Here is a 25,706-nt window from a genome sequence, read left to right as displayed (position 1 = left end):
ATCCTATAAATCAATATATGAAAATTTGCCTCTTTCCAGGTACGTTTGATCCTATTACCCTGGGTCATGTAGATATCATCACCAGGGCGCTTCCCCTGTTTGACAAAATTGTTGTCGGGGTCGGCCTGAATGCCGCCAAGGCACCCATGTTTTCACCGGAACAGCGCCTGTTGTGGATCAAAGAAATATTCAAGGATGAACCCAAAGTAGAAGGGGCAGTTTATGAGGGGCTGACGATCAAATTCTGCGAAGAGATCGGGGCCAGGTTTATTCTCAGGGGTATTCGTTATGTGAGCGATTTCGAATATGAGAAAACCATCGCTGATGCCAACCGGACCATGGACAAGGATATAGAAACCATCTTCCTCACCGGGGAACCGAAATATACTTCAGTAGCATCCACCATTGTGAGGGATATCATCCGCAATAACGGTGACGCATCTCCTTTTATTCCGGATGTAGTTTTTAAAAGTTTACACCAAAACGGTTAAGCATGGATGTTATCTGGTTCAATCCCGCACTTTCCCTGGAAGAACTTCAGCTCCTTGGTGCCAATACCATGGGCGATCATCTTGGAATAAGATGGGAAGAAATCGGTCCTGATTTCCTGGTTGCCAGTATGCCAGTGGACCACCGGACGCAGCAGCCCTATGGCTTGCTGCATGGTGGGGCTTCTGTGGCATTGGCCGAGACCCTTGGCAGTGTGGGGGCAGCCATGTCCGTTAATCCCGAAAAGTGGATTGCGGTGGGGATGGAAATCAATGCCAACCATATCCGCAGCGTCCGGGAGGGCCGGGTTTTCGGAACGGCCAGACCTGTTCACCGGGGTGCATCCTCTCAGGTCTGGGAGATTCGTATAGAGGACCAGCAGGGTAAACTGGTTTGCATCAGCCGGCTGACAGTGGCCATACTGAAAAGCCGCTCCTGATTATTTCACCCATTCTCTATTTCACCATTTCTCATCTTGCCTACTTCTTCCAGTACGTCCATGATACTCGGAAACGTATTCTCCATCACTTGGTCCCAATTTTGTTCCCCAAGCCATTCGATGGCATGAATGTCCTCTTCCGTTTGCGGAACAATATCCTGTTCCCCGGTGGTTTTCATTTCAAACCAGTAGGATTCTTTTAGAATGTGTTTTCCGCTTTCGTGGTAGGTATGATAGGTGGTTGACAGGGTGCGGGTGATGGACAGGTTCCTGACACCCGTTTCCTCCATGACCTCCCGGATGGCACATTCCTCTATGGTTTCGCCCTCCTCCAGTTTACCCTTGGGCAAATCCCATTTTCCCCGACGGTGGATAAAGAGCAACTGGTCATTTTCATTCCAGACAGCCCCGCCGCCGGCCCTGATAACGGTAAATTTTTTCCAGAATGCATTTTGCAGATCCTTCAGGTTCGGATGTTTGAGGATGCCCGCATGAACCTGGGGCAGATCCATCTCATGGATCATGGACCGCAGGGCCGGGGTGGAAAACTCATCTATAAATATTGCATCGTCATGGTGCAGGTAATGTTCGATGTCCGGACTGATCTCGTCACAAAGAAAAAGCGGTTTCCCGCCAAAGTAAATTTTGATGAACATATGGACTATTTTTGCGGCTATGCGTCTGACGCGCGTCTGACATACGTCAGACGCGCGTCAGACGCGAATACAAAATAAAGATAACATGAAGTCGAACGAAAAAGCAGTAGCTGAAAAATTACTTCAGAGCAATGCCATCAGGCTGAGTCCGGAACAACCCTTTACCTGGGCCAGTGGCTGGAAGAGTCCCATTTACTGTGATAACCGAAAAGTACTGTCCTTCCCCTATGTACGTGATTTTATTAAATCCGAAATGTGCAATGTCATTTTCGAGCAGTTTCCCGAAGCCGATATCCTGGCAGGGGTGGCCACCGCGGGTATTGCCTGGGGCGCAATGGCGGCCGACCAGTTGAAACTGCCTTATATATATGTAAGACCCAAACCCAAGGAGCATGGTCTTGGCAACCAGATCGAGGGTGCCTATGAAACCGGCAGCAAAGTGGTAGTGGTGGAGGACCTTATCTCTACAGGGAAGAGCAGCCTCCAGGTGGTGGATGTCCTGAGGGCGGCTGGTATGGAAGTGATCGGCATGGTATCCATCTTCACGTATGGTTTTGGAGTCGCAGACAAGGCATTTGCCGATGCGGGCGTGCCTTACCGGTCCCTCACCAACTACGAGAACCTTGTAGGACTGGCCCTGGAAAAAGGAATCATTGACGCGTCCATGCAACCTGTTCTGTTAAAATGGAGGGAAGACCCGGCAAACTGGACCGGACTTTAGTACATTCGATATAAATAATTCTACTATGAAAAAGATATACCTGCTCATGCTGATGGTGGTGGCTTCTGTTGGTACGACCATGGCGCAGGCCAAAAAAGTACTCCAGACTGTTACAATCAATACCCCCACGGTACAATGCGAAACCTGCAAAAAGAAGATTGAATCTTTTATGGCCAGGGAAGAGGGTGTGACCAAAACGGTGGTAGACTACAAAAGGAAACAAACCAAAGTGAGTTTTTATACCGACCGCACCAATATCGAAAACGTCAAGACCGCTATTGCCAATGCGGGATATGATGCAGATGATGTAACTGCCAACGAAGAGGCTTACAACAAACTGCCCAAGTGCTGTAAAAAGCCGGAAGATGGAGGAGGAATGAAAAAGCAATAATAACAGAAAAAATATCATATGTCCGGTCCCGGTGGGGCCGGATTTTTTTTGCCCCTGGTTTTCCGGAGAGTTCATTCACTTGCGGGAAGTTTCTTCTCTGTCCTCCACACCTGTACCATTTTTACCAGTCAATTCCCTGCTTTCCGGAATAATTCACTGGCATATTCATAAAGAATCCCGATCGCCCGATCCGGATCACGCCATTCACTTTTACCTCCATCTCGTTCGTCAGGAGCATGGAAAACGCATTACTGAAAAGTTGCTTCAGGTTCACCTTCATCTGAACCGGAACATAGAAGGTATCCCGCCCTGGAATCCGGATCAGGGTATCGAGGACCGTCTTGCCAACATACTTGTCATTCAGGGAAATATCGAGGTCGGCCCGCTTGAATTGCAGTTCGTATTCATTCGGATTGAAATACTTCAAATCTGCCGAAACGACAGTTTCATTCATTCCAATCTTAGACAAGCGGAAATTTTCGAAAGCCTGGTACTCTGGTATCTGGGGCTGTTTGCATGCTGCCAGCACTAAAAAGGAGAGGGCAGTAAACGTGATTTTAAGGCGGTTTAGACGCCCGGAAATTGATTTGACCATAATGATGGCAAAATAGGGGATTGGCCATTTATCAGCAAATTCAATTTCTTAAAATGCGCTATCTTTAGTGCCAATATTTTTGGCCTTTGGAGGATTGACCGGAAATTTAATAGAAGATAGAATGAGCTAATAATTTTAGTTGCAAAAATTAATTATAAATCATTCTTTTGCAATTAAATATACACATAAATAGATATTTTAAAAGTAATAATTACTACGTTTAAAAGGCAATAAAACGGCGAAATTTAATAAATATAAACTGAATGGAAAAAAATACATCAATAAATACATTATCAGTTGATTTACAATATTTTGGAAATGTTTATTGGTTTAAAAAAGCAATTAAATATAAGCATATAGAATTTTCTGAATATGAGTATCATTCAAAAATGAGTTTTCGGAACCGTTTATGGCTGGCCGGGGCAGATGGAAGGATGAATTTGTCGGTTCCGATCCTGGATGGCAGGAATGAGAGGCAACTCTATAAGGAGGTGAAAATCGCAGGAGGAAGATGGGCCACGGATCATTTCAGGGCTATTTGTTCCTGTTATAACCGGTCTCCCTGGTTTGAGCATTATCGTGACGATCTGGCAGAATTGTATAAAAAGCAATACCAGTTCCTGCAGGACTGGAACCTGGCTTGCCTGGATTGGGTGAACGATCAACTGGGCCAGCCAATCGACTGGCAGTTCATTTCACCCGTCGGGTCTCACCCGTCGGGTGCCACCCGACGGGTGAGACCCGACGGGAATGATTACACGAATTTTTACCGCCCGGGGAATATGGATGAATGGATTGAAGAGGGAGGCGGGGGAATAAAATATGCCCAGGTATTTGAAGAGAGAACGGGTTTCATACCCGGACTATCGATCCTGGATTTGTTGTTTTGCGAAGGGCCGGCAGCAATTGGGATTTTGCAGAATGAATGAGTGATGAGGGGGAGGAGGTGGCAGGCTTAGATGTGGACGATTTTCTTTTTGGGACTACCGGCGTTTGGTAATTTCCTAAGTTTCTGTTCCTGGATCCGGAGTTGTTGTTTGAGTAAGTCCTGCTGGTGGTCAAGTTGTTTGTGAAGCTTTTTTAACTCGGCTTCCTGCTGTTCATACTCTGCCTGAAGCTGCAGTATGGTGGTCAGTTTATTCATTAAATGACTTTCCTCCAGATCCCTGAGGGCAGTTTTGGCCTCTTCCCGGACCCGGTTCCAATCCAGTTTAGCCATTGATTTTTCCAGTTCCAGCTTCATGGTTTCAACTGAAGCGCCTTTTTCCTGCAATTCGGAAAGCACCCTTTGCCAGTTGATCTGCTCCATGGCCAGTTTAACCTGCAGGGCGGCTTCCATTGCCTTCAGGTCCAGCATTTCAACATTCGCCATATCCGGCAGGGTATCCGCCTGGCCGCTGGCCTGGAAACTGTTCTTTGGTACGTATGGTAATTGGTACAGGAAGGATGCTTCTTCCGGACGGTTGATCTTTTCAAGGTTGAGGGTGTAGGCTTTCGTTTCAGTTTCTATTTTTGCAAGCGCTTTCTCATAGCGTGCAAATTCCTTTTCGTTGGCAACCCATAACAACTGGGAACCTCTTTCATTAATGTCTGATCCTGAAGTACCCGGGGCATCCTGGTTGCTGACATTTCCCCCGGCAGTATCATCCCCCGGTGAAATTCCCGGACCCTGTCTGCTTGCAAGTTTTTCAAAAAGAGCATCCCCATCCTTCATTTCGGAAGCCTGAACAGGATCTGATGCTTCCTTAATCAGGGGCAATCCATTCATCTCCTGGAAGGTACCTGGTTGGCTGACTGCCGGTGAAACTATTGTCGGTACACTTACCAGGCGGCTGTTTCCCTTACCGGGACCTACCAGGGCAAAGAAGCCAAGCAAGCCCGCCACTGAGGCCAGTAAGCCAACCTTCCAGTGTGTCTTTTGTCTGGACACTGGCATATTCAGCATTCTTTGCACCCTAATTAATAAAACTTTCCGGCTATTTCCACGGGCTGCCACTAAAAGCCGGGATTCGGCCGACCGCCGATTTTTTTCAAGTTGCAGCAGCGCATCGGCATATTCTGCAGGAATAAAAGGAAATTGTAATACCAGGTCATCACAGGAATGTTCCCTCTCTTCCCTGATGGCATTGATCAGTAACCGGGCAAAAGGATTGTGATACATTACAAGTTCCGCCAGGGCTACCAGCAAATTCCAGAAATAATCATTTCTTTTTATATGTGCCAGTTCATGGATTAGTATGGCTTCCAGTTGTTCGGTATTTAACTGGTTAAAGGCGGAAACCGGAAGCAGGATCATTGGCTTTAGGCAGCCAATAATCATCGGGGTATCAATTTTTTCAGTAAGCCAGAGGCGGATACGCGGACTAATATTCATTTGGCCACTGATGGACTCGAGGAAAATCCGCCATTTTACAGGGGCTTTAACCAAACCTTCCATCGTTACCTGATGGGTCTTCCAAAGTTGCTGAGTAAATTGTAATAGTTTAAAAAACAGCCAGATAAGATAAATTAACGATAAATAAGGAAGCGTTAAACCTGCCCAATAATGTAGTTTTCCGTACAGGGTAAGGGCCAGGTTATCCTGCAGGGTGCTAACCGGCACAAATACGGAGGAGTCATCAGCATTGAGCCGAATCAGGAAGGACAACAAAGTCCATGATAAACCTATCATCAGTAAAACTAACAAAAGGTTGTACCGCTGGGCGGAACGCATTCCTGGCAGGACCTTCTTTATAAACAGGAACAAGAGCCACAAAATTCCAAACTGCCACCAACTGTTTACAATGGTCCAACCCAGGGCTTCCAATAAAGCAGCCTGGGGAAGGTTGGGCATGTCAATGCTTTTTAAGGTTATTCAGGAGGTTCTGGATTTCCTCCAGTTCCTGGTCCGAAGCTTTGTGATTTCCAAGGGCCTGGATTACCAACTGGGTTGGGGAACCCCCAAACAAGCCGTCAATCATTTTACCAAGTAAATGTTTCTGGGTCTTTTCCCGGCTTACAGCTGCCTGGTAAATATGCGTTTTCACCGAATCGTCGCGCTTAACCAATCCCTTTTCATTCATGATCTGCATCAACTTGAGGGTGGTGGTATAACCTACATCTTTTGATTTGGATAATTCCTCGTGAACCTCCCGGACGCTTGCAAGCCCTTTGTTCCAGAGAACCTGCAAAATTTCCAGTTCACTCTCGGTTGGTTTGATATACTTGGTTGAAGCCATGACGGGGGATTTGTTGCCGAATATACGATTGATTTCGTAAATAAAAGTTAACACCCTTTAAAAATTGGATAACAACCAGCAGAAAATCAAAATACTTTATAATATTGATATATCAAACGTTGTTGTATCAAATAAATGGAAAAAATCGACATCAGGCAAAAAGAATGGAAAGAGGAAAATGAATGCGCCTCCTTTTTCTACCTTTTGGAAAAATCAATTCATTCTTACCGTGATTATGCCCAGCAACATTTTGCCCGGGAGTTTGGGGATTTTACCCTCGACCAGCTCCTTGTCATGAAAATGGTCTATGATAATCCGGGATTCACCCAGCAGCAGATTGCGGAATCTGTCTTCCTGGACCGGGCCGCCATCACCCGGATCATCAGGACCCTGGTGATAAAGGGCTTGATATTCCGGACCAACCACCAGGAAGATAGCCGTCAGTCTGAACTGATTCTTTCGCCCAGCGCCGAAGAACTAATTGAAGCAGTTCTGCCGCGGGCAATCGAAAACCGGCAGCAGGCTTTGCGGGGGATCACACAAGTCAACCTTGATATATTAAAAGATTTGCTGAACAGGGTTATTGGAAATTGCGGGGGAGATAATGAACCTGTCATTCCAGGTCAATGAAGACGGCATTGCTAACCGGTTGACATCCGGAATAAACCATCTGATGCCTCAGCGATTGCCTTAAAACAAAAAGCCCCGGCGTAGACACGTCGGGACTTTTGGTATTTGGATCTGATTAGTTTCTGGTACAAATGTAGGAGTTATTTCTCATCTACATTAATTGAAAAGGAAATTTCCTGGCCTGATTTAAGAAAGTTTTCATATTTCTTAACTACATCGGCAGGTTGCTCAGTTCCGTTGATGGTCAGCTTACCGCCTTTGAAATCAACGGACAGGGCTCCATTCTGGCTAAAACCGTCCTTTTGCAGGGTGGCAATGAACTCATTCAGGGCTTTGTCGGCATCGGTTCCGGCAATCTGAACGGCAGCGTCGCCAGAATTCTGTGCAGTAACCCTGATTTCCATTTTCTTCTCCACTTTAGCTGCACCGGATTCAGCCCTGGTATTGTGCAGGTCTGCAAGCGTTGGGGCAATTACCAGGGAAACGATACTCATCAGTTTGATGAGGATGTTCATTGAAGGTCCGGAAGTATCCTTGAAGGGATCGCCAACAGTGTCACCTGTTACGGAAGCCTTGTGGGGTTCTGATTTTTTGTAGAACATCTCGCCATTGATCTCAACGCCTTTCTCAAAAGATTTCTTGGCATTATCCCATGCTCCACCTGCGTTATTCTGGAACATTCCCATCAGTACACCGCTAACGGTAGCACCGGCGAGGAATCCACCGAGGGCCTCTGGTCCGAACAGGAAACCAATGATCAGGGGAGAGATGATGGCAATAGCACCGGGCAGCATCATTTTCTTGATAGATGCATCGGTGGAAATAGCCACACACTTGTCATACTCGGGCTTTCCTGTTCCTTCCATGATACCTGGAATGGTCTTAAACTGGCGGCGAACTTCTTCAACCATTGCCATGGCCGCTTCACCTACTGCGCGGATGGCAAGGGAGGAGAAAATGAACGGAATCATTGCACCCACAAAGAGACAGGCCAGTACATCGGCATGGTAAATATCGATGCCGCTGATTCCGGATACCCCAACGAAGGCAGCGAACAGGGCCAGGGCGGTGAGGGCAGCAGAAGCGATGGCAAAACCTTTGCCGGTTGCGGCAGTGGTGTTACCCACTGCATCCAGTACGTCGGTTTTCTCACGCACTTCTTTGGGCAATTCACTCATTTCAGCGATTCCACCGGCATTATCTGCGATGGGACCAAATGCATCAATAGCCAGCTGCATGGCGGTTGTAGCCATCATACCGGCGGCTGCAATGGCCACGCCATATAATCCCGCGAAATAATATGAACCAAAAATGCCACTCGCAAGCACCAGGATCGGCAGGAAGGTTGATTCCATACCAACGGCCAGACCACCAATAACGTTGGTAGCGTGTCCGGTGGCGGATTGACGAATGATGCTCATCACCGGGCGTTTGCCCATGGCGGTATAATATTCGGTAATGATACTCATAAGGGTTCCTACAACCAATCCTACCAGGATTGCATAGAACACATCCATGCTGGTAAATTCAAAACCGCGCAGGATCATAGTTGTATCAGGAAGAATATATTGTACGAGGAAGTAAGATGCGATAGCAGTTAAAATGATGGATCCCCAGTTGCCCATGTTCAGGGCTTTCTGAACCGCGTCGGTACTGATGCCGGCATTGTCGGAAATGCGTACGAACCAGGTTCCCACGATAGAGAAAAGGATACCAACGCCTGCAATCAGCATGGGAAGCAGGATAGGAGAGTAACCATTGAACGCATCTGTGGCGATGGTTTCCTGTCCCAGTACCATGGTAGCCAGAACGGTAGCTACATAGGAACCAAAAAGGTCGGCACCCATACCAGCCACGTCACCTACATTATCACCAACGTTATCGGCGATGGTGGCGGGGTTGCGAGGATCGTCTTCCGGAATACCGGCTTCAACCTTACCTACCAGGTCAGCGCCCACATCGGCAGCTTTTGTATAGATACCTCCACCCACACGGGCGAACAGGGCGATGGACTCGGCACCCAGAGAGAAACCGGTCAATACTTCGATGGCTTTGGCTACAAGGTGGTCATTGGCTGCCAGTCCGGGTGCAAAAAACTGCACCAGTACAATGAACAGACCACCCAGTCCGAGTACGGCCAGGCCGGCTACACCCAATCCCATTACGGAACCGCCGGTGAAGGATACATTCAATGCTTTTGATAAACTGGTACGGGCTGCCTGGGCAGTACGCACATTGGATTTGGTTGCAATGCGCATGCCGATATAACCGGCGAGGGCGCTGAATACGGCTCCTACTACAAATGCCAGGGCAATGCTCCAGTGGGAATGTTCATTCCTGCTGGCCATAAAGCCTAATAAAATACCAACAATCACCACAAAATATCCGAGGATCTTCCATTCGGCCTTCAGGAAGGCCATGGCACCTTCAGCGATGTAGTTGCTGATCTCTTTCATGCGGTCGGAACCTGCATCCTGCTTGGATACCCAGGCAAACTTGATAAAGGTGTACAGTAATCCTATCACACCCATTGCCGGAACCAGGTAAAACAATTTGTCCATAATGAAATTTTGTTAACAAAATTTTAGAGTGGGCAAAAATAGGGGAGAAAAGCTTAAAAAAAGAACTATTGCTGTTTTTGGGTGGTATCGACCGCTTTCTTTTTCTTTTTCAATAAATCTTTCAGGATGTCTTTTGCTGCTTCTTCAGCCCTTTTTGGCGTTGCCTTAGCCGCAGTATCCACCCCAGCCGTGCTGTCTTTTTTGCTGAAAAGCTGGTCCTGCAGAGCCTTTTTTGCATCCTGAACGGCCTGCTTTTTCAGTACATCCAGGGAGTCCTTCACTCTTTTCTGCGCAATGCCTACCAGGCTGTCGGCTTTTGCCTTCTGTTCGGCCGCGATATCCCTGGCCCTGGCTTCCAGTTCAGTGGCCAGGCTGGCGGAAGATTGCTGCAGGTTGTATTTCAGGGTGGGATTGGTAATGCTTCCACCCATATTCACTTTCAGGCTAACGGTTTCGCCCATCTGCACCGGCACTCCTTTTTTAGTAAGTTCCGAAACCAGTCCGTTCACCAACTGGTTGGCTTCCGCTCCCAGTTTGGACCGGGGCAGTTTCAGGTTGATTACATAATCGAGCGTCTGGTCAAAGCCATGCATGCCGCCGATTTCCATTTCAATGTCCTTGAGCCTAACGGTAAACGGCTTCACCAGAACCTTGCCGTTCACGAATTCAAAATACTGTTTGATGTCTTTTACACTGATCTTCTCCAGTTCATTGATCCTGAATTTTTCCGCGAGCATTTCCAGCGGTTTGAATTTGTTCAGGAAACCTTCTATGAGCAGGATCATGCCATTGCCATTCAGGGAGGCCAGGTCGGGCATCATGCCTTCACCCAGGCGGCCGTTTACGGTTAATCCGGAGTTGAGTTTACCGGAAATAAAACCACTGACAGGCATCAGGAATTTCACCGTATTAAATGCCTTGAAGGTTTTCTCTACGTCCAGGTTATTCAGCTGGTATGCAAGGCTGATGGCAGGTTTGGTCTTACTGTCACGGGTTGAGTAGGAGCCGCTGAGACCAATACTGCCATCCAGCGCATTCATGTTAAGGTTCTGCAGGGTTACAGTTTCATTGGCAATGTTCAGGCTGCCTTTTACATCACGGTAGCTGACCTTGTCATAGATTACTTCATCCACCCCGGCATTCACCGCGAACCTGATATTGGCCGGTACGGCAAATGGCTGGCTGCCGGCGGCTTCGGGCTCATCCGGTGCCGGCGTGCCCATCCACTTATTAAGGTCGATCCTGTCTGCATCCATTTGCATGCTGCCACTGAGGGGTTCATCTTTCAGCGCATAACCAATGGCGTTGGTAATCTTTCCGGAAGCTGTAAAATTGGTTTGCATGAAGCTGCCATTGGCGTTACTGATGGCAATATCCTTCGGTGTAAAATTCAAATTGGCATTCTTCAGCGCCAGTCCATCAGGATATTCGGGTGTCTTGTATATGATATTATGCAGCACCACCGTTCCACCAGACTGGATCGCCTCGTATTGCTCCTTGTCGATCATTGATTTTTTCCCCTTGATGCGGACATCCGCGTTCAGGTGCCCCGCCAGGCTGGTGCCCGGTTCAAATTCATAGAACTGTTTTACGCGGGCGAGATCAAAACCTCCTTTTGCAGTTGCATCAAAATTGGGATCGGTAGCAGGGGTGGTCAGTAATAGACTGAAATCAATTTTATCCTCACCGAATTCTGCATGCCCCGCCGGGATATTGATGACAGTATGATCCGGCACACCATCAGGGTTCGATACGTTGATGGTGGCATTGGTATTTTTAATGGGCTGCGGAAATTCTTTGGAAGCATAGAGCAGGTTGACAAGCTGGATAAGTCCCTTTGCCTGGAAGGGGCCGGGTTTCTGCTGCATCACTACATTCAGGTTGCCCTTCGCCTCAATATCTGCGTTTACCTGCCCGCCTATCCTGGTACCTTCTTCCAGTTTTATGAACTGCCCAACCGTCCCCAGGTCAAGCCTGCCTTTGGCAGCAGCATCAATATATTGAATGGTCTCAGGATTTTTAAACAGGGCCCGGAAACTAAAGGGTTCCTTTCCGAATTTCAGCGTGGCGGCCGGAATGTCAATCACCGTATTATCCGGTTGTCCGTCTACGTTAGATGCCCTTAATTTCAGGTTGATGTCCTGCACCGGCTGGGGAAGATCGGGGTACTGGAAGAAGCCATCCTTAACAGATAAATTGACCTCATAGGAGGGCATTACACCTGTGCTGTATATCCCTTTTACGAATCCGTCAAATGCAGCGGTGCCACTGGTTTTAAGGTCCCTGAAATCTTTCTGGTAAACGGACGGAACCAGTGAAAGAATGCTCCTGAATTCATTGGAAGGGGTGCTGAATTTTATGTCCATTCCATAGGTGGAATCATTTACAAGCTGGAAATACCCGTCGGCATTAAGTTCAAGTTCATTCAGTTTTGCAGTGGCCTTGCTGAAACTGTATTTGCTGTCGGTGGTATTAATATCGAAATCGGCATCCAGTGTTGTGATGGTTTTTACCAGGTAGGGGATGCCCTCGTAATCGAAACTCACCGAGCCGGCATTTGTGCTGGTCTTCAGCAGGAAGTTATCTGCACTGAAATTACCGCTACCCTGGTGGTTCAGGTTGGTAACCAGGGCATGCATATTGCCTTCCTCATCATCGTACCGCAGGTAGCCATCAATTATTTCATATCCTTTCAGGTCAACGGAAAAGCCGGAACTGCTGGTATCTGGGGATGTTTCTTCCCCGGAAGCTTTCATGATATCCCAGTTCACCGCCCCGTTTTTATCGATGATAGCATGAATGCGGGGTTTGTCGAGCACTACTTTCGACACCGAAACCGGTCCGCTGCCCAGGAGGCTGAACAGGTTCACAGCAATATCTATGCGATCAGCCGAGACCAGGGTATCGGCAGCGAACTGCTCGGGACCGGTGATATACAATTTTTGCAGCCCAACGGATAGTTTGGGGAAATGGCGGAAAAAGGACACCGAAACGTCATCAAATCCGGATTTAGCCTTTAATTGGTTGTTCATTTCCTGCCTGGCCAGCTCTTTCAGCTTACCGCCAAAAAGTAGGGGCGTAGCGATGGCCGCTATCACCAGGAGGAGGATCAGAACACCGATTATTACCAGGATTTTTTTCAACATGGTATAAGATTTTATAGAAGCATGAAAATATCATGCCCGGCAAAGATAAACGGTAAACCGGCGCAACTGTTGTGGTGTTATTGATGGCAGAACCGCTTAATTTAGCATATGAAGCAGATTCTCTGTTTTTTACTGTATTTTTTCCTGCTGGGCACCGTTTCAGGGCAAGTAGTCAGAAAGATTTCCATTGGTGAACTGGAGTCCTATATAAATTCCAGCCCCAGGCCCCTGGTGGTTAATTTCTGGGCCACTTTCTGTAAGCCCTGTATAGATGAGTTGCCTTATTTCCTGTCAGCAGCAGAAAAACAGGATTCCGTTGAACTGGTGCTGGTGAGTCTCGACCTGCCGGACTACTATCCCGCCAAAGTGGAAACATTTCTGAAGACCAGGCAGTTTACCAACGCAACCCAGTTCTGGCTTGATGAGACCAATGCGGATACTTTCTGCCCGCGCATTGACCCGGGCTGGGAGGGAGCGATACCCGTGACTTTATGGGTAAATAACAGGAAGTCTTACCGAAAATTCGTGAACCGCCCGATGACGGAAGCACAGATCAGGCTTGCATTTACGGAACTGATAAAGTAATCTGCGAACCCTGCCGGCCCCATTGGTTTTGCATGGTCCTACCCGTGACATATTCGGGTAAAAGGCCCGGACCGGCCAGTTGATCAGCCTTTTCTTTTGATACTGCATCCTACCGACCTGCTTTCTTTTACGGAAATATCCGCGCCGGAAAGCATTTCGTTAATAGCTTCTTTCAGGTGCTGCCTTTTGATCTTGGATTCGTCTGCCGGACTATCGTCTATTGCTCCCCGGTAGACCAGTTTTCCGTTGCCGTCGAACAGGTAAACCTCAGGGGTGCGTGAAGCACCGAATGCATCAGCCAGCTCATGGTTACTGTCTACTGAATAGGCCCAGTTGTACTGTTGCGCATAAGCATATTGCTGCATGGCTTTGTAGGAATCTTCATTATTCCGGCTGCCTTCATTGGAATTCAGGACAATGACACCGACATTCTTCTGGATGGCAAAACCTGCAATGGCCCTGGTGCGTGCCTGGTTCTTGGCCACATAGGGACAGGTATTGCAGCTGAACATTACCAGCAATCCGTTCCCGGTTTTGACATCGGAGAGTGAAACCAGTTTTCCGGAAACATCTTTCATTTTCAGCTCCGCTTTGGGAATCGGAGAACCTATTGGCAGGGGATCGGTCTGAGCCCTGTAGCCAAATGCCGACAATACAATGGCGGAAAGAATGATTAAACTTTTCATATGTTCCATTTTAGGTAGCAACCGGATCTGCATAAAGTTCGGTATTTTTTTACAACTGGTGTGCTGTATGCGCTTCCTTGCGTTCACGCTCCGCCGCCATCATTTTCAGCGAATGAATACTCACATTCAGTTCATATCCAATCAGTAGTACCAGGGAACTGAAATAGGTAAGCAACATCAGGATCAGTATGGTACCGATGGAGCCATACACTTTGTTAAAATTATTGAACTTATTTACCCAGATGGAAAAGATGATAACAGTAATGATGATCAGTACGGTTGCAAAAATTGTTCCCGGCGAGGACAATTGCCAACGTTCATGGATAGCCGGGCCATATTTGTAAATAATGGCAATAGTATAATATACCAGGGCTATTATGAAAATCCAGCGCAGGTTTTTCACCAGCCAGTTAATGATGGGGGTATTAAGATTGATACGATCCAGCACCCAGTTGAGCAGGGTGCCCTGAGCCATCATCAGTAAAATTGCCAGCAATACCAGAAAGATGATTACTGTCGTGATTCTAACTGCCATCCAGCGGTTTTCAAGGAAATTTTTGCTTGTGGAATAGAGCAGCGATTTATTGAAAGTGCGCATGATACCCAATACAGCGTTGGAGGCATAATATACAGCTACCAGGAAACCGAAGGAGAGCAGACCGCTTCTGGGTGTTTCCAGGAAGTCTTCCAGGAAATCTTTTACGATCAGGTAAGTGCTTAAGTCGGGGGTAAGGTCGTGAGTAAGCGATAAAAGTTCTGTCGTGATCTGTTTTGAAAACGGCATGTAGGGGATCAGCGTACACAGAAAAATCGTGGCAGCAGGAATAGCCATCAGCAGGTTGAAGGAGATGGCCGCTGCACGGTCGTTCAGACCCACTTTCTGTACCTGCCGGATGAAAAAAACGATCACATCATAAAGGGGCAGGCCTTCAAAGCCGGGAAGCACGATCTTCTTGCTCTTGCTGATCAGGAACCTTACCGGCAGAGTGTTCAGTATGATGCGTTCGAGTTTGGTCATGTTGTTTAATTGCCGTTTCCGGTATCCTCGGGCTGGTTTTTTTTCTTCATATAGGCATCAAGGGCCTGCTGGTATTCCCTGGCGTACACCAGGTGTTCCGTGTAATTTTCAGCGAAGACATGGTAGCCGGAAAAATCTGCACGGGCTACAAAAAACAGGTAATCGGTGGCAGGGGCATTCAGGACGGCATCAATGGTAACTTTCTGCGGTGTGCAGATCGGGCCGGGAGGCAATCCTGTTACCCGGTAGGTATTCCAGGGTGATTCAACGGCCAGGTGTTTGTTGTATATCCGCTTCAGGCTGAAATCGCGTAATGCAAATTTTACTGTGGGGTCCGCTCCCAGTTTCATGCCCTTGTTCAGGCGGTTAATGTAGACGCTCGCAATGGTATCCTTCTCATCGTTTTTATTCGTTTCTTCTTCCACTATGGAAGCGATGGTAACCACCTGTTCGGGCGTAAATCCCTTTTTCTTTGCCTTCGCAAGCCGGTCGGTCGTCCAGAATGCATCCCGGGACCTGAGGATCTTTTGCAATACTCGGGAGGGGGTGGTGTTCCAGAAAAAGGTATAGGTATCGGGCAGTATGCCTGCCATTATGGTATTGGAATCGAGTCCGAACTGCCGGAGGGAATCGTTGTTGTTCAGGTAGCTGTGAAAGCTCACAGAATCAAATTCGAATTTACGGCCGGCGAGAGAAGCAAAATCTTCCCTGGTGCGCAGTTTGGTGATAACCAGGTTAACCGGATCCTGCCGGCCATTGCGCAGTTTTCGGATGATGGAAAGCAGGCTGGAGCCCTTTTTTATGATGTAGCGGCCGGCTTTCACTTTTTCGGGATAGCCCAGTTGTTTGGCCACCAAATTGAACAAGTTCGGATGGTTGATGACAGGGCCTTTTTCAAGCAGTTCCTGTACCGCTTCATAATTGCTGCCGGTGGGAATTTCCAGGTTGAATTGTTTTTCTTTAAAAGCGGTGGCGGGTCCCAGCAGCAGCCAGGCCATATAGCCTGCAATAGCCAGTACCGCAAGCAGGATGAATACTAAGATTTTTTTCATGGATCCTTGATTGCTGTGTAAAATAAGCAAAAAACCCTGCCGGTTGAGCAGGGTTTCAGTAGTAGCTTTCGGCTAAATTATTTGTTGGCAGGCTGCGGCTGGGTATTGGCCGGGGCGGGAGCCGGGGTCAATGGCTGTGCACCCTGGTTGGCAGGGGCAGGGGCCGGTGCAGTTGCAGCTGGCTTGGTATTCAGTTGCTCCAGGAGGTTATTATCGGAACTGCTTGCCTGTGGAATAAAAATAGCAGAGAAAAGGCAGAGCAGCGCTACCACGGTAGCGAAGATCCAGGTACCTCTTTCCAATACATCCGTTGTTTGTTTGACACCCATAAACTGGTTGCTGAGTCCGCCCACGTTTCCGGCCAGACCACCACCTTTGGGGTTTTGGACCAGGATCACAAAACCAAGAATCGCACTGGCCAATACTACCAGGATCAGGAACAAAATCATCATCTTAACTATGTTTTAATTGTTCAATTCGAGTCGCAAAATAAGCGGATTTGTCGGGATGAGCCAAACTTAATTTATTATACAAATCGATGGCTTTGGCAATATTCCCCTGTTTAACCAGCACTTCGGCCATGGTTTCGGTGACTACATCCTTCATTTTCACGGATCCGGCCGCCATGGCAACGATGTTTTCCCCGGTAGCAGCGATGAGCAACTGGCGCTCGATCTGCGACTGTGGCAGCTTTTTCATGGTGCGGATCCATTCTGTAAAACTCTTCATCTGTCGCCCCAGCTTGTCATTGACCGGCATTTCATGGCTGAGTTTTATTCCCTGTGAAGCGAAATAATCGATGGTATGATAAGGTTCAAAAATGGGCAGTTCATCTGTCTGGGGACTCAGATCTCGCAGGGATGGTATCCGGATGGGGGATTCCTTCATCAGGAGTTCTGTCCGCAATTCAGATTCTTCGGGCGTTTCCGGGCGTGGTTCAGGTTTGGGTTCCATTTCCTTAACCGAAGCTGGTGTGGCCGTTATTTCTGCTGTTTCTTCCGGCTTTTCAGCTGAAACCTGGTCGATTTCGGCGAGTGTTTCGGCTTTCGTTTCCGCAACTACAGTTTCGGCTTCCTCCACAGGTGGCCATGTTGGCAGTACTTCGGGGAAAGCAGCTTCTTCATTGATTTCCGGTTTTGTCAGTCCGGTTTCGGGTGCGAGGGGCTGTTCCTCAATAGCTTCCGGCACAGTTTCTTCAACGATTTCAATGGTGCCGGACGAAGCCGTTGATTTTTGCGTAACAACCTGTTCGAAACCGGTATGAACCGATTGTTGAGAAGGATGGGGACTGGCCTGTAACAGGTCGCGCAACAACCAGGGGTTGGAATAATATAAGGAAGCCACAGCAAATTGCCTGTCAAAACCGGGATCCTTTTCCTGTTGCATTTTTTTCAGGAGCAGGAATTGCAAAGCAGCACTATATGGGTAACGCTGCACGGCTTTTTCAAGCTCAGACAGGCTGACACTTTCCAGTGCCGGCTGGTGAAAATAATGCTGTATGGTTTTGTTTAGTTCCATTTCAGTGAGCAGGCAATATACAGTTATTTACCAGTTGGAAAAGATGCGGTTGAAAATTTCATCGCTTAGGTTCCTGAGGATGGTTTCATTCAGCTGGGTTTCGGCTTGTTGTAAGCTCAGGCTGGCATTGAAATCAAAATTCCGGGTCACGGATGCCTCAAAATTCTTTTTCTCGTCGAGACGGTTTTTAAAAACAATCTGTACGGTTATGTTTAAGCGGTTACTGGCCACCTGGCGGTCAGCAATACCTGTGGTGGTAACTGAATAATCGGTGATCGTTCCCGAAATATCATAATGCGCATCCTCGCCCTGGATCTGGGTCAGCTTGGTCTGGCTTATCACTTTCTGCCGTAATTTGTCCGTCAGCTGTGGGCTCAGCAGGGGATTCACGTACCTGGCCTTGTTTTCAATGAAATTGATCCTGACAGTTTTCACTTCAGGCGGAATGGATACATCGCGGAAGGAATAGCAGCCACTGAATAAGGTCATGGCTGAAAACAACAGCAGGACTGTTTTTATGGCGAAAGTTCTATGCAGGGGATTAGTCATTGATATCATATTCTTTCAGTTTGCGGTAAAGGGTCCTTTCGCTGATGCCCAGGTCTGTTGCAGCATCCTTTCTTTTTCCCTTATGTTTTTTCAGCGCTTTGACGATGAGTTCCTTTTCCTTGTCCATGATATTGAGCGATTCTTCCACTTCTTCATGTTCGTGGATTTCTTCATGTGGCATAATGACTGCAGGCTGCGGCGAGCTTACCTGTGGCAAATAGGTTGGGGGCAATACATTCGCCGGCTGTTGCAGTTCTACCGGTGAGGGATATTCGCGCAGGAGACTTTCCTTGGTATAGGCAGCAGCTGCAGCGGCTTCGCCCGGGTTCTGCATGATTTCCACGAACATTTTTTTCAGCTCCGTTACATCTTTCTTCATGTCGAAAAAAAGTTTGTACAGGATCTCCCGTTCATTACTGAATTCGTGTGTGCCTCCATGTGAACCGTTCCCGATGACCATTGGCAGCCGGCTTGTGACCTTTTCAACGGGCAGGAATTTTCTTAATTCATTTGCGCCAACCTGTTTGTCCGTGGAAAGTACGGAAATCTGTTCGGCGATATTTTTCAGCTCGCGGACATTACCAGGCCAGGAATAACTGACCAGTAAATTTCGGGCCTCGTCGTCGAGCTGAACCGGTGGGGTCTTGTAGCGTTCCGCAAAGTCAACTGCGAATTTCCTGAACAGCAGGGGGATGTCTTCCTTGCGGTCTCGGAGGGATGGCACCCGGATGGGCACGGTACTCAGGCGGTAGTAGAGGTCCTCCCGGAATTTGCCATTCTGGGTGAATTCCAGTAATTCCTTATTGGTGGCGGCAATAACCCGCACATCTGTTTTCTGCACCTTGGAGGAACCAACACGGATGAATTCTCCGGCTTCCAGCACCCTCAACAGCCTGGCCTGTGTGCCGAGTGGCATCTCACCAATTTCATCGAGGAAGATGGTGCCGCCATTTACGGTTTCGAAATAACCTTTCCGGCTGTCAACTGCGCCGGTGAAGGCGCCTTTTTCATGACCGAATAATTCAGAGTCGATCGTGCCTTCCGGAATGGCACCGCAGTTTACCGCGATAAAAGGGTTGTGTTTGCGTGCCGACAGGGCATGTATGATTTGGGAGAACGCTTCCTTACCCACACCGCTTTCCCCCACGATCAATACGCTGAGGTCGGTGTTGGCTACCTGGGCCGCTACGTTCAGTGCATGGTTAAGGGCAGGGGCGTTGCCGATGATGCCGAAACGATTTTTTATACTTTGAATGTCCATGGTGAAATAGTCAATGGGTGATTGGGTCAATAGGTGAATGGGATCTATTCTTCGACCCTGCCTAATAAGGTTGCCTGGGTACAATCTGTCACTTTCACCTTCACGTAATCACCTTTTTTCAGTCCTTCGGGTTTGGGGAAAACGATCACTTTGTTCTGGCTGCTGCGTCCCATCCAGTCGGCGGGGTTTTTCTTGCTCGGGCCTTCTGCCAATACGGTAAATGTTTTTCCCAGGTCGAGCAGGTTGCTTTCCCTGCTGAGTCTTCCCTGCAGATCAACGATCTCCTGCAGGCGGCGTTTCTTCACTTCCAGTGGGATATCGTCCTGGTAACGGCGGGCTGCCAGGGTTCCCGGGCGCTCACTATAGAAGAACATATAACTCAGGTCATACCGGCTGTACTCCATGATGCTAAGTGTATCCTCGTGATCTTCCACGGTTTCCGTACAGAAACCGGCAATGATATCAGATGAGATGCCGCAGTCCGGAAGAATTTCCCTGATGCGGTCCACCTTTGCCATATACCATTCACGGGTATAGGTCCGGTTCATCAGCTGCAGCACACGGCTGCTGCCACTCTGCACAGGCAGGTGGATGTATTTGCAGATGTTTTCGTATTTCGCCATGATATGCAGCACCTCGTCGGTGATGTCCTTGGGGTGGGAAGTAGAGAAACGCACGCGCAAATCCGAGCCGATTTGCGCCACTTTTTCCAGCAGGCTGGCGAAAGTGACGGTTTCATCTGACCTTTCGTTCACATAATAATAGGAATCAACATTCTGACCCAGCAGGGTCACTTCCTTGTAACCATCATTATAAAGGTTTGTGCATTCCGCAAGGATGCTTTCTGCATCCCGGCTCCTTTCGCGTCCGCGGGTAAAGGGTACCACGCAGAAGGAACACATATTATTACATCCCCGCATGATGCTCACAAAGGCTGAAACGCCGTTGGAATCCAGGCGCACGGGTGCAATATCGGCGTAGGTTTCATCGCGGCTCAGTAACACATTCACTGCTTTCTGACCGGTTTCTGCCTCTTCGATCAATCCGGGCAGGGTGCGGTAGGCATCTGGCCCCACCACCATATCCACCAGTTTCTCCTCTTCCAGAAATTTTGCCTTCAGGCGCTCAGCCATACAACCGAGTACGCCAACCAGCAACCCCGGCCTGGCCCTTTTCAGTTTTTTGAAATCTGTCAGGCGCTTGCGAACGGTTTGTTCGGCTTTTTCGCGGATGGAACAGGTATTGATGAAAATCAGGTCAGCTATTTCCATATTGCGGGTGGCACCAAATCCCTGGTCCTGCAGGATGGATGCCACAATCTCGCTGTCGGCAAAGTTCATCGAACAGCCATAGCTCTCGATGTAAAAATGTTTTTTGTAATGGTTTTCATCCACGGGAAAGGGAGCAAAAGCCTCCCCCTGGCGGTTCTCATCATGTACTTTATTGATCAGGTCCAGCATCTAGCTCAATTAAGGGGGCAAAAATAGCAAAAAGCAACCATTAGTGCCAAATTGGCAGATGTTAATTATTGGTGATAGGGAAAATGAGTTGTCCGGCCTTTATTCTCCTCACCACACCGGCATTCCCTGGTAGTAATCCAGAATCCTGGTTCTCAGTACATATTCATACCTGGCGATGATCAGATTATTGTTTGCACGGTCGAGGTTGTTCTTGGCGGTGAGATAGTCCACGCTGTTCAAGACACCCTCGTTGAAACGGGCTTCAGTTCCCCGGAAGGATTCATTGAAAGCATCTACCTGCTGCAGTAAAGTATTATAACGGTTATAGGTTGCTGTCATATTGAGCCAGGCCTGCTCCACCTGCTGCTGAAGGCGTGTGCGGGTGGTTTTCTCCACCACATCTGCGTTTTGCAATACCAGTTTCGACCGGCTGATTCGGTTTCGGGTCTGCAGGCTGTTCAGGATGGGAATACGGACCGCCAGGTTCACATTGGTACTGTAGTTGTTGCGGAACTGGTTACCATAGCTGATGTCCTGCTGGGTGAAATTATCCTGCATGGTGTACACCGGCGACTGGCTGCCATTGATCTTAATATATCCACCTGTTTCCACCTCACTGGAACTGATCAATCGGGCGGTTTTTGCCGCACTGGAGTAATTGGTGTACAATCCTGCATTTACTGAAAATACCGGCCAGAGCTGGCTTTTCCAGGCTTTCACGCCCTGTTCGGCGCTTTCCTTTTTGAGGGTGGCGGATTTTACCATGGCCAGGTTTTGCAGGGCTGATTGATAGACGGTTGCCGCGCTGCCTTCATAAGATTTCAGGAAATCGCCGGTGCTGATGGACTGGGGCTGGATAGTGGGATCATAGGGCACATTCATGAGCTGGCAAAGGGTCAGTCGGGCCGCCTCCAGCTGGTTCTGTGTATTGATGAGACTGATCTCGTCATTGGCCAGTTGTCCCTTGAGGTCAAACAATTGTGAAGGGGTAATTGATCCCTCATTGTTCAGCAGTGTGAGCCTTTCCACCTGCTTCCGGCTGAGTTCTGCCTGGTTGCGGATCTGAACGAGCTGGTCAGAAGTAGCCAGCACCTGCAGATAGGCAACCATCACCTGCACAATGAGGTTGTCCTTGTTTTGCTGGATATCAGCCTGTCCGGCTTCATAGGCCAGCCGCTGCGATTTGATATTGTACTGTGCGGCCAGGCCGTTAAAAAGCACTACGCCGCCACTGAGACCGTAGTTGGCGTAATTGATGTTCTGGTTCAGGTAACTGTTACTGAACGGATCGATGCTCCGGCCCTGGTTCAATCCGTGTTCCACAAAACCATTCACCGCAGGAAGCAGGTTGTTGCGCGATTGTTTGTAATCCACCTTTGCAGAAGATGCCTGGATCTCGGCCTGTTTCAACTCAAGGTTATTGGCCAGGGCCAGTTCCACGCATTGCTGCAGGCTTAGAGGACCCGTGGGGTCGCCTGTTACCGGGGGGGCTGGGGGCTGGGATGTTGCGGTTGTACTGGCTGGCCGTGCAGGGGCCGTGGACTGGGCCTGCAAATCTCCGGTGGCCAGCAATGATGCGCCGGCCATCAACAGGATAGCTGCGCTTATTCTAATCCGGTAGTATAACTGATTTTTCATACTGTTTTTGTGTATTGTTCCATTGCATGATGGTCAACCCGACCATCTAAAAGGTGAATGATACGATTGCCGTATGCGGCGTTTTTTTCTGAATGGGTGACCTGGATGATGGTGACCCCGTCTTTTTCATTGAGTTCCCTGAAGAGTTCCATTATCTCTTCGCCCTGTTTGCTGTTGAGGTTGCCCGTTGGTTCATCGGCCAGTATGACGGTGGGGGCACCTATCAGTGCCCTGGCGATGCCAACCAGCTGTTGCTGTCCGCCGGAGAGCTGGTTGGGGAAGAGATCCTTTTTACCCACAATGTTGAATCGGTCCAGCATATCAGCCACCATGGCTTTCCGATCGGAAGATTTGATGTTCTGGTAGAGCAGGGGTGTTTCAATGTTTTCGTAAACGGTTAGTTCATCAATGAGGTGATAAGCCTGGAATACGAAACCAATATGTTGTTTGTATAACAGCGCCCGCTGTTTTTCTTTCATCTCATGAACGGCCTGGTCCAGGAAATGGTATTCGCCCTCATCGGCATCATCGATCATGCCGATCACATTAAGCAGGGTGGATTTACCCGAGCCGGAAGGCCCCATGATGGATATGAATTCTCCCTCATTGAACTGAAGGTTAATGTCCTTGAGCAGGAATACCCGGTTATTTCCGTTGTTCACCCACTTGGTTATATTTTTTAGCTTGATCATGGTCGTTATTTTATTATTCTGATTTCAGGCTTTTTACAGGATTGCTACGGGCTGCCTGCAGGGTTTGCCAGCCGATGGTAAAGAAGGCAACCATCATCACCAGTAATCCCGCCAGGCCATACATCCACCATTTCATTTCAATCCGGTATGGATAATTCTGCAGCCATTGCCCGATGGCCCATCCTGCCAGTGGAAAACCGATCAGGACAGCCAATCCCACCATACGCAGGAAATCGCTTGTCAACATGGATACGATTCCGCTGACTGATGCACCTAGTACTTTCCTGATCCCAATTTCCTTTGTACGTTTTTGTGCCGTGATGGTGGCGAGTCCCAATAAGCCGATGCAGGATATGATGATGGTCAGCACTGCTCCCATACTGATCATTGTTTTCCATTTGGCTTCGGCTTCGTATGCCTGCAGGTTTTCCTGGTCCTTGAACCTGGGATTATAGGCCTGCGCCGGGAAAAAGGATTTGAAGACCGATGACAGGTGTGCCTGTGCTGAGCCGAGCGCACCGGGAGCCACTCTCAGGTAAACATTGGAGAATTTCATCTCGGGATCAGCGGTAAAAAGCTGCGGCTTCATTTCTTCTGTGAGTGACTCGAAATGATAATCGCGAATCACACCAATCACTTTACATTTCTTATTGCGCCAGAAAAAATCCACTTCCTGTCCAATTGGATCCTTCCAGCCGGCCGTCTTCACAAAGCTTTCGTTCACGATAACACTTTCAGACGTATCTGTTGTCATGGCAGAAGAGAAGTTCCTGCCTTTTACCACCGGAATGTCAAAGAGCGGGAAATATTGCTCATCGATATACCTGATATTGTATTCAATATTGGATCCCTGGTTGATATGGGCCACGCTGAATTGGAACCCACCCTGATCTGCTGCAACCTGTTGAATGGCAGAATTTTTTAATAATTCATTCCGGAAAAGGTTGAGTTTTTGCTTGTCCATTCTCTCCGTATTCACACTTAAAACGCCCTTATCATTATAGCCCAGGTTATAATTGGTCAGATAATTAAACTGGCTGTACATGGTGATCACCGCCATAATCAGGAAGGTTGCCAGCGTGAACTGGAACACCACCATGCCCTTTGCGAGCAGGCTTCTTCCCGACAGGACGGCCTTGCCATAAAGGGTTTGCACCGGGTTGAAACCCGACAGGACAAGGGCTGGATAGAACCCAGCGAGCAAGGCTGTTGCAAATAACAGTAACCCATAACCGAAAATTAGTTTTGCATCCAGCAGGTAACTGAAGGAAAGCGCTTTATTGGCGAGTGTATTGAAATAGGGCAAAACCGTGATAACCATTCCAACGGCCAGCAGGAAGGCGATGCTGCATAATACAAGGGCTTCGCCCAGGAACTGGGTGACCAGTTGTGATCGCTGGCTGCCCATAGCTTTGCGGATACCGATCTCGCGGGATCGTTTCAATGCCTGGCCCAGGGTGAGGTTCACGAAATTAATACAGGCGACGACCAGGATTAGTAATGCAATGCCCGATAGAATATAAGTATACATTGGGTTGCTGGCGTCCACCAGTCCATTGTCTGCCTGATAAACGGTATCCAGGTGCATGGATTCGAAAGCCTGCAGTCCGTAATGGACTTTTTCTTCCATGCCGGAATTTTGTTTATTAGCTGCCAGTTCTTCGGCGGCTTCGGCCATGAAAACCCTGTTCATCTGTGTTTCCACTTTTGCGATATCAGCACCGGGTTTAAGAAGTACAAACGTGTGCAGGAAAAAATTCATCCAGTGTTTGTCATTTTGTGATGGCGCGAATTTCAGGGGTAGTAGCAACTGTGGCTTGATGGAGGAATTCTGCGGCGCATCCTGCATCACAGCCGATACCTGGTAGGGCTGGAAAGTATCACCCAGTTTAAGTTCCAGTGTTTTCCCCACTGCATTGGTGCTGCCAAAATATTTCTTCGCCATGCTGGCAGAAAGCACTACCGATTGGGGATCCGATAAGGATTTTTCCGGAACACCTGAGACCAGGGGGAAGGAAAATAATTGAAAAAATGTTTCATCGGCATAAGCGGCTTCCTGGTCGAATAGTTCATTCCCATTACGAACGGTTAGGTATTCTGACTGGTACCGGACATATGATTCGACATCCGGTATGGAATGTTTAAAAGCGGGGCCGGGCATCATACCTGTATAACCAAATTGGTGCAGTTTGCCTTCGGGGTTGGACAGGTTGACGGAGATCCGGTATAGCTGCGGACCATTTTTGTGAAACCTGTCAAAACTTACTTCGTCCAGGGTATACAGGTAGATCAGCATACAACAGGCAAGCCCGAGGCTGAGACCAAATATATTGATCGCTGAAAAGACCAGATTTCTTTTCAGGTTGCGTACTGCAATCAGGATAAAATTTCGGATCATGGA

General features: G+C 48.3%; 24 protein-coding genes. 7 read left to right on the top strand and 17 right to left on the bottom strand.

Annotated elements, in window-relative coordinates; all coding sequences use genetic code 11:
- Positions 1–17 precede the first annotated feature (17 nt).
- Complete coding sequence (gene coaD / locus BC349_RS02980) at positions 18–491, top strand: pantetheine-phosphate adenylyltransferase (protein WP_187255248.1); 474 nt, start codon at positions 18–20, stop codon at positions 489–491.
- A 2-nt stretch (positions 492–493) separates the two neighbouring features.
- Entirely contained in the window at positions 494–928 is a 435-nt protein-coding gene (locus BC349_RS02975) for a hotdog fold thioesterase (RefSeq protein WP_187255247.1), read from the top strand.
- Between the two features lie 5 nt (positions 929–933).
- Here the strand turns inward: BC349_RS02975 and BC349_RS02970 are convergent, their stop codons facing one another.
- Positions 934–1,584, bottom strand: a complete 651-nt coding sequence (locus tag BC349_RS02970; RefSeq protein WP_187255246.1) for an NUDIX hydrolase — start codon at positions 1,582–1,584, stop codon at positions 934–936.
- Positions 1,585–1,669: 85 nt separating this feature from the next.
- On the opposite strand from BC349_RS02970, the gene pyrE reads away from it, so the two are divergent.
- Positions 1,670–2,305 carry an orotate phosphoribosyltransferase gene (pyrE, locus tag BC349_RS02965; protein WP_187255245.1) on the top strand — a complete coding sequence of 212 codons (636 nt, stop codon included), beginning with the start codon at positions 1,670–1,672 and terminating at the stop codon, positions 2,303–2,305.
- A 25-nt stretch (positions 2,306–2,330) separates the two neighbouring features.
- Positions 2,331–2,696, top strand: coding sequence for a heavy-metal-associated domain-containing protein (locus BC349_RS02960; protein WP_187255244.1), 366 nt, complete (start codon positions 2,331–2,333; stop codon positions 2,694–2,696).
- Positions 2,697–2,817: 121 nt separating this feature from the next.
- On the opposite strand, the gene BC349_RS02955 is transcribed toward BC349_RS02960, so the two are convergent.
- A complete protein-coding gene (locus BC349_RS02955; RefSeq protein WP_187255243.1) occupies positions 2,818–3,165 on the bottom strand; it encodes an LEA/WHy family protein in 348 nt (115 codons plus the stop codon).
- Between the two features lie 389 nt (positions 3,166–3,554).
- Between BC349_RS02955 and BC349_RS02950 the strand changes: the two genes are divergently transcribed.
- The gene (locus BC349_RS02950; RefSeq protein ID WP_222840055.1) at positions 3,555–4,220 is read left to right on the top strand and encodes a WbqC family protein; all 666 of its coding nucleotides are present in this window, start codon (positions 3,555–3,557) and stop codon (positions 4,218–4,220) included.
- Positions 4,221–4,246: 26 nt separating this feature from the next.
- On the opposite strand, the gene BC349_RS02945 is transcribed toward BC349_RS02950, so the two are convergent.
- Positions 4,247–6,124, bottom strand: coding sequence for a M56 family metallopeptidase (locus BC349_RS02945; RefSeq protein ID WP_187255241.1), 1,878 nt, complete (start codon positions 6,122–6,124; stop codon positions 4,247–4,249).
- A gap of 1 nt (position 6,125) precedes the next feature.
- Positions 6,126–6,509, bottom strand: coding sequence for a BlaI/MecI/CopY family transcriptional regulator (locus BC349_RS02940; protein WP_187255240.1), 384 nt, complete (start codon positions 6,507–6,509; stop codon positions 6,126–6,128).
- A gap of 135 nt (positions 6,510–6,644) precedes the next feature.
- On the opposite strand from BC349_RS02940, the gene BC349_RS02935 reads away from it, so the two are divergent.
- Entirely contained in the window at positions 6,645–7,139 is a 495-nt protein-coding gene (locus BC349_RS02935; RefSeq protein ID WP_187255239.1) for a MarR family winged helix-turn-helix transcriptional regulator, read from the top strand.
- 140 nt (positions 7,140–7,279) lie between these two features.
- On the opposite strand, the gene BC349_RS02930 is transcribed toward BC349_RS02935, so the two are convergent.
- Together BC349_RS02930 and BC349_RS02925 are read right to left on the bottom strand one after the other, a co-directional pair.
- Positions 7,280–9,700 carry a sodium-translocating pyrophosphatase gene (locus BC349_RS02930; protein WP_187255238.1) on the bottom strand — a complete coding sequence of 807 codons (2,421 nt, stop codon included), beginning with the start codon at positions 9,698–9,700 and terminating at the stop codon, positions 7,280–7,282.
- Positions 9,701–9,765: 65 nt separating this feature from the next.
- Positions 9,766–12,846 (bottom strand): AsmA family protein, encoded by a 3,081-nt coding sequence (locus BC349_RS02925; RefSeq protein ID WP_187255237.1) that lies wholly within the window; start codon positions 12,844–12,846, stop codon positions 9,766–9,768.
- A 108-nt stretch (positions 12,847–12,954) separates the two neighbouring features.
- On the opposite strand from BC349_RS02925, the gene BC349_RS02920 reads away from it, so the two are divergent.
- A complete protein-coding gene (locus BC349_RS02920) occupies positions 12,955–13,431 on the top strand; it encodes a TlpA disulfide reductase family protein (RefSeq protein ID WP_187255236.1) in 477 nt (158 codons plus the stop codon).
- An 83-nt stretch (positions 13,432–13,514) separates the two neighbouring features.
- On the opposite strand, the gene BC349_RS02915 is transcribed toward BC349_RS02920, so the two are convergent.
- The 11 genes from BC349_RS02915 to BC349_RS02865 all read right to left on the bottom strand — a co-directional run bounded on the left by BC349_RS02915 (position 13,515) and on the right by BC349_RS02865 (position 25,703).
- Entirely contained in the window at positions 13,515–14,117 is a 603-nt protein-coding gene (locus BC349_RS02915) for a thioredoxin family protein (RefSeq protein WP_246456765.1), read from the bottom strand.
- Between the two features lie 49 nt (positions 14,118–14,166).
- Entirely contained in the window at positions 14,167–15,135 is a 969-nt protein-coding gene (locus tag BC349_RS02910; protein WP_187255235.1) for a YihY/virulence factor BrkB family protein, read from the bottom strand.
- 5 nt (positions 15,136–15,140) lie between these two features.
- Positions 15,141–16,187 (bottom strand): endolytic transglycosylase MltG, encoded by a 1,047-nt coding sequence (gene mltG, locus BC349_RS02905; RefSeq protein ID WP_187255234.1) that lies wholly within the window; start codon positions 16,185–16,187, stop codon positions 15,141–15,143.
- A 77-nt stretch (positions 16,188–16,264) separates the two neighbouring features.
- A complete protein-coding gene (secG, locus tag BC349_RS02900; RefSeq protein ID WP_187255233.1) occupies positions 16,265–16,639 on the bottom strand; it encodes a preprotein translocase subunit SecG in 375 nt (124 codons plus the stop codon).
- A gap of 1 nt (position 16,640) precedes the next feature.
- Positions 16,641–17,705, bottom strand: a complete 1,065-nt coding sequence (locus BC349_RS02895) for a hypothetical protein (protein WP_187255232.1) — start codon at positions 17,703–17,705, stop codon at positions 16,641–16,643.
- Positions 17,706–17,732: 27 nt separating this feature from the next.
- Complete coding sequence (lptE, locus tag BC349_RS02890) at positions 17,733–18,263, bottom strand: LPS assembly lipoprotein LptE (RefSeq protein WP_246456763.1); 531 nt, start codon at positions 18,261–18,263, stop codon at positions 17,733–17,735.
- Entirely contained in the window at positions 18,247–19,515 is a 1,269-nt protein-coding gene (locus BC349_RS02885) for a sigma-54 interaction domain-containing protein (RefSeq protein ID WP_187255231.1), read from the bottom strand. Before BC349_RS02885 ends, lptE begins: the two co-directional genes overlap by 17 nt.
- A gap of 44 nt (positions 19,516–19,559) precedes the next feature.
- The gene (gene miaB, locus BC349_RS02880; RefSeq protein WP_187255230.1) at positions 19,560–20,975 is read right to left on the bottom strand and encodes a tRNA (N6-isopentenyl adenosine(37)-C2)-methylthiotransferase MiaB; all 1,416 of its coding nucleotides are present in this window, start codon (positions 20,973–20,975) and stop codon (positions 19,560–19,562) included.
- Positions 20,976–21,083: 108 nt separating this feature from the next.
- Complete coding sequence (locus BC349_RS02875) at positions 21,084–22,613, bottom strand: TolC family protein (RefSeq protein ID WP_187255229.1); 1,530 nt, start codon at positions 22,611–22,613, stop codon at positions 21,084–21,086.
- Positions 22,610–23,305, bottom strand: coding sequence for an ABC transporter ATP-binding protein (locus BC349_RS02870; RefSeq protein WP_187255228.1), 696 nt, complete (start codon positions 23,303–23,305; stop codon positions 22,610–22,612). Before BC349_RS02870 ends, BC349_RS02875 begins: the two co-directional genes overlap by 4 nt.
- A gap of 13 nt (positions 23,306–23,318) precedes the next feature.
- Complete coding sequence (locus BC349_RS02865) at positions 23,319–25,703, bottom strand: ABC transporter permease (RefSeq protein WP_187255227.1); 2,385 nt, start codon at positions 25,701–25,703, stop codon at positions 23,319–23,321.
- Positions 25,704–25,706: the final 3 nt, after the last annotated feature.

The sequence above is a fragment of the Flavihumibacter stibioxidans genome (assembly GCF_014332695.1).
GTDB classification, from domain to species: Bacteria; Bacteroidota; Bacteroidia; order Chitinophagales; family Chitinophagaceae; genus Flavihumibacter; species Flavihumibacter stibioxidans.
The sequence above is the reverse complement of the archived record's forward strand: the minus strand, read 5'-3'. Positions and strand labels throughout refer to the sequence as shown.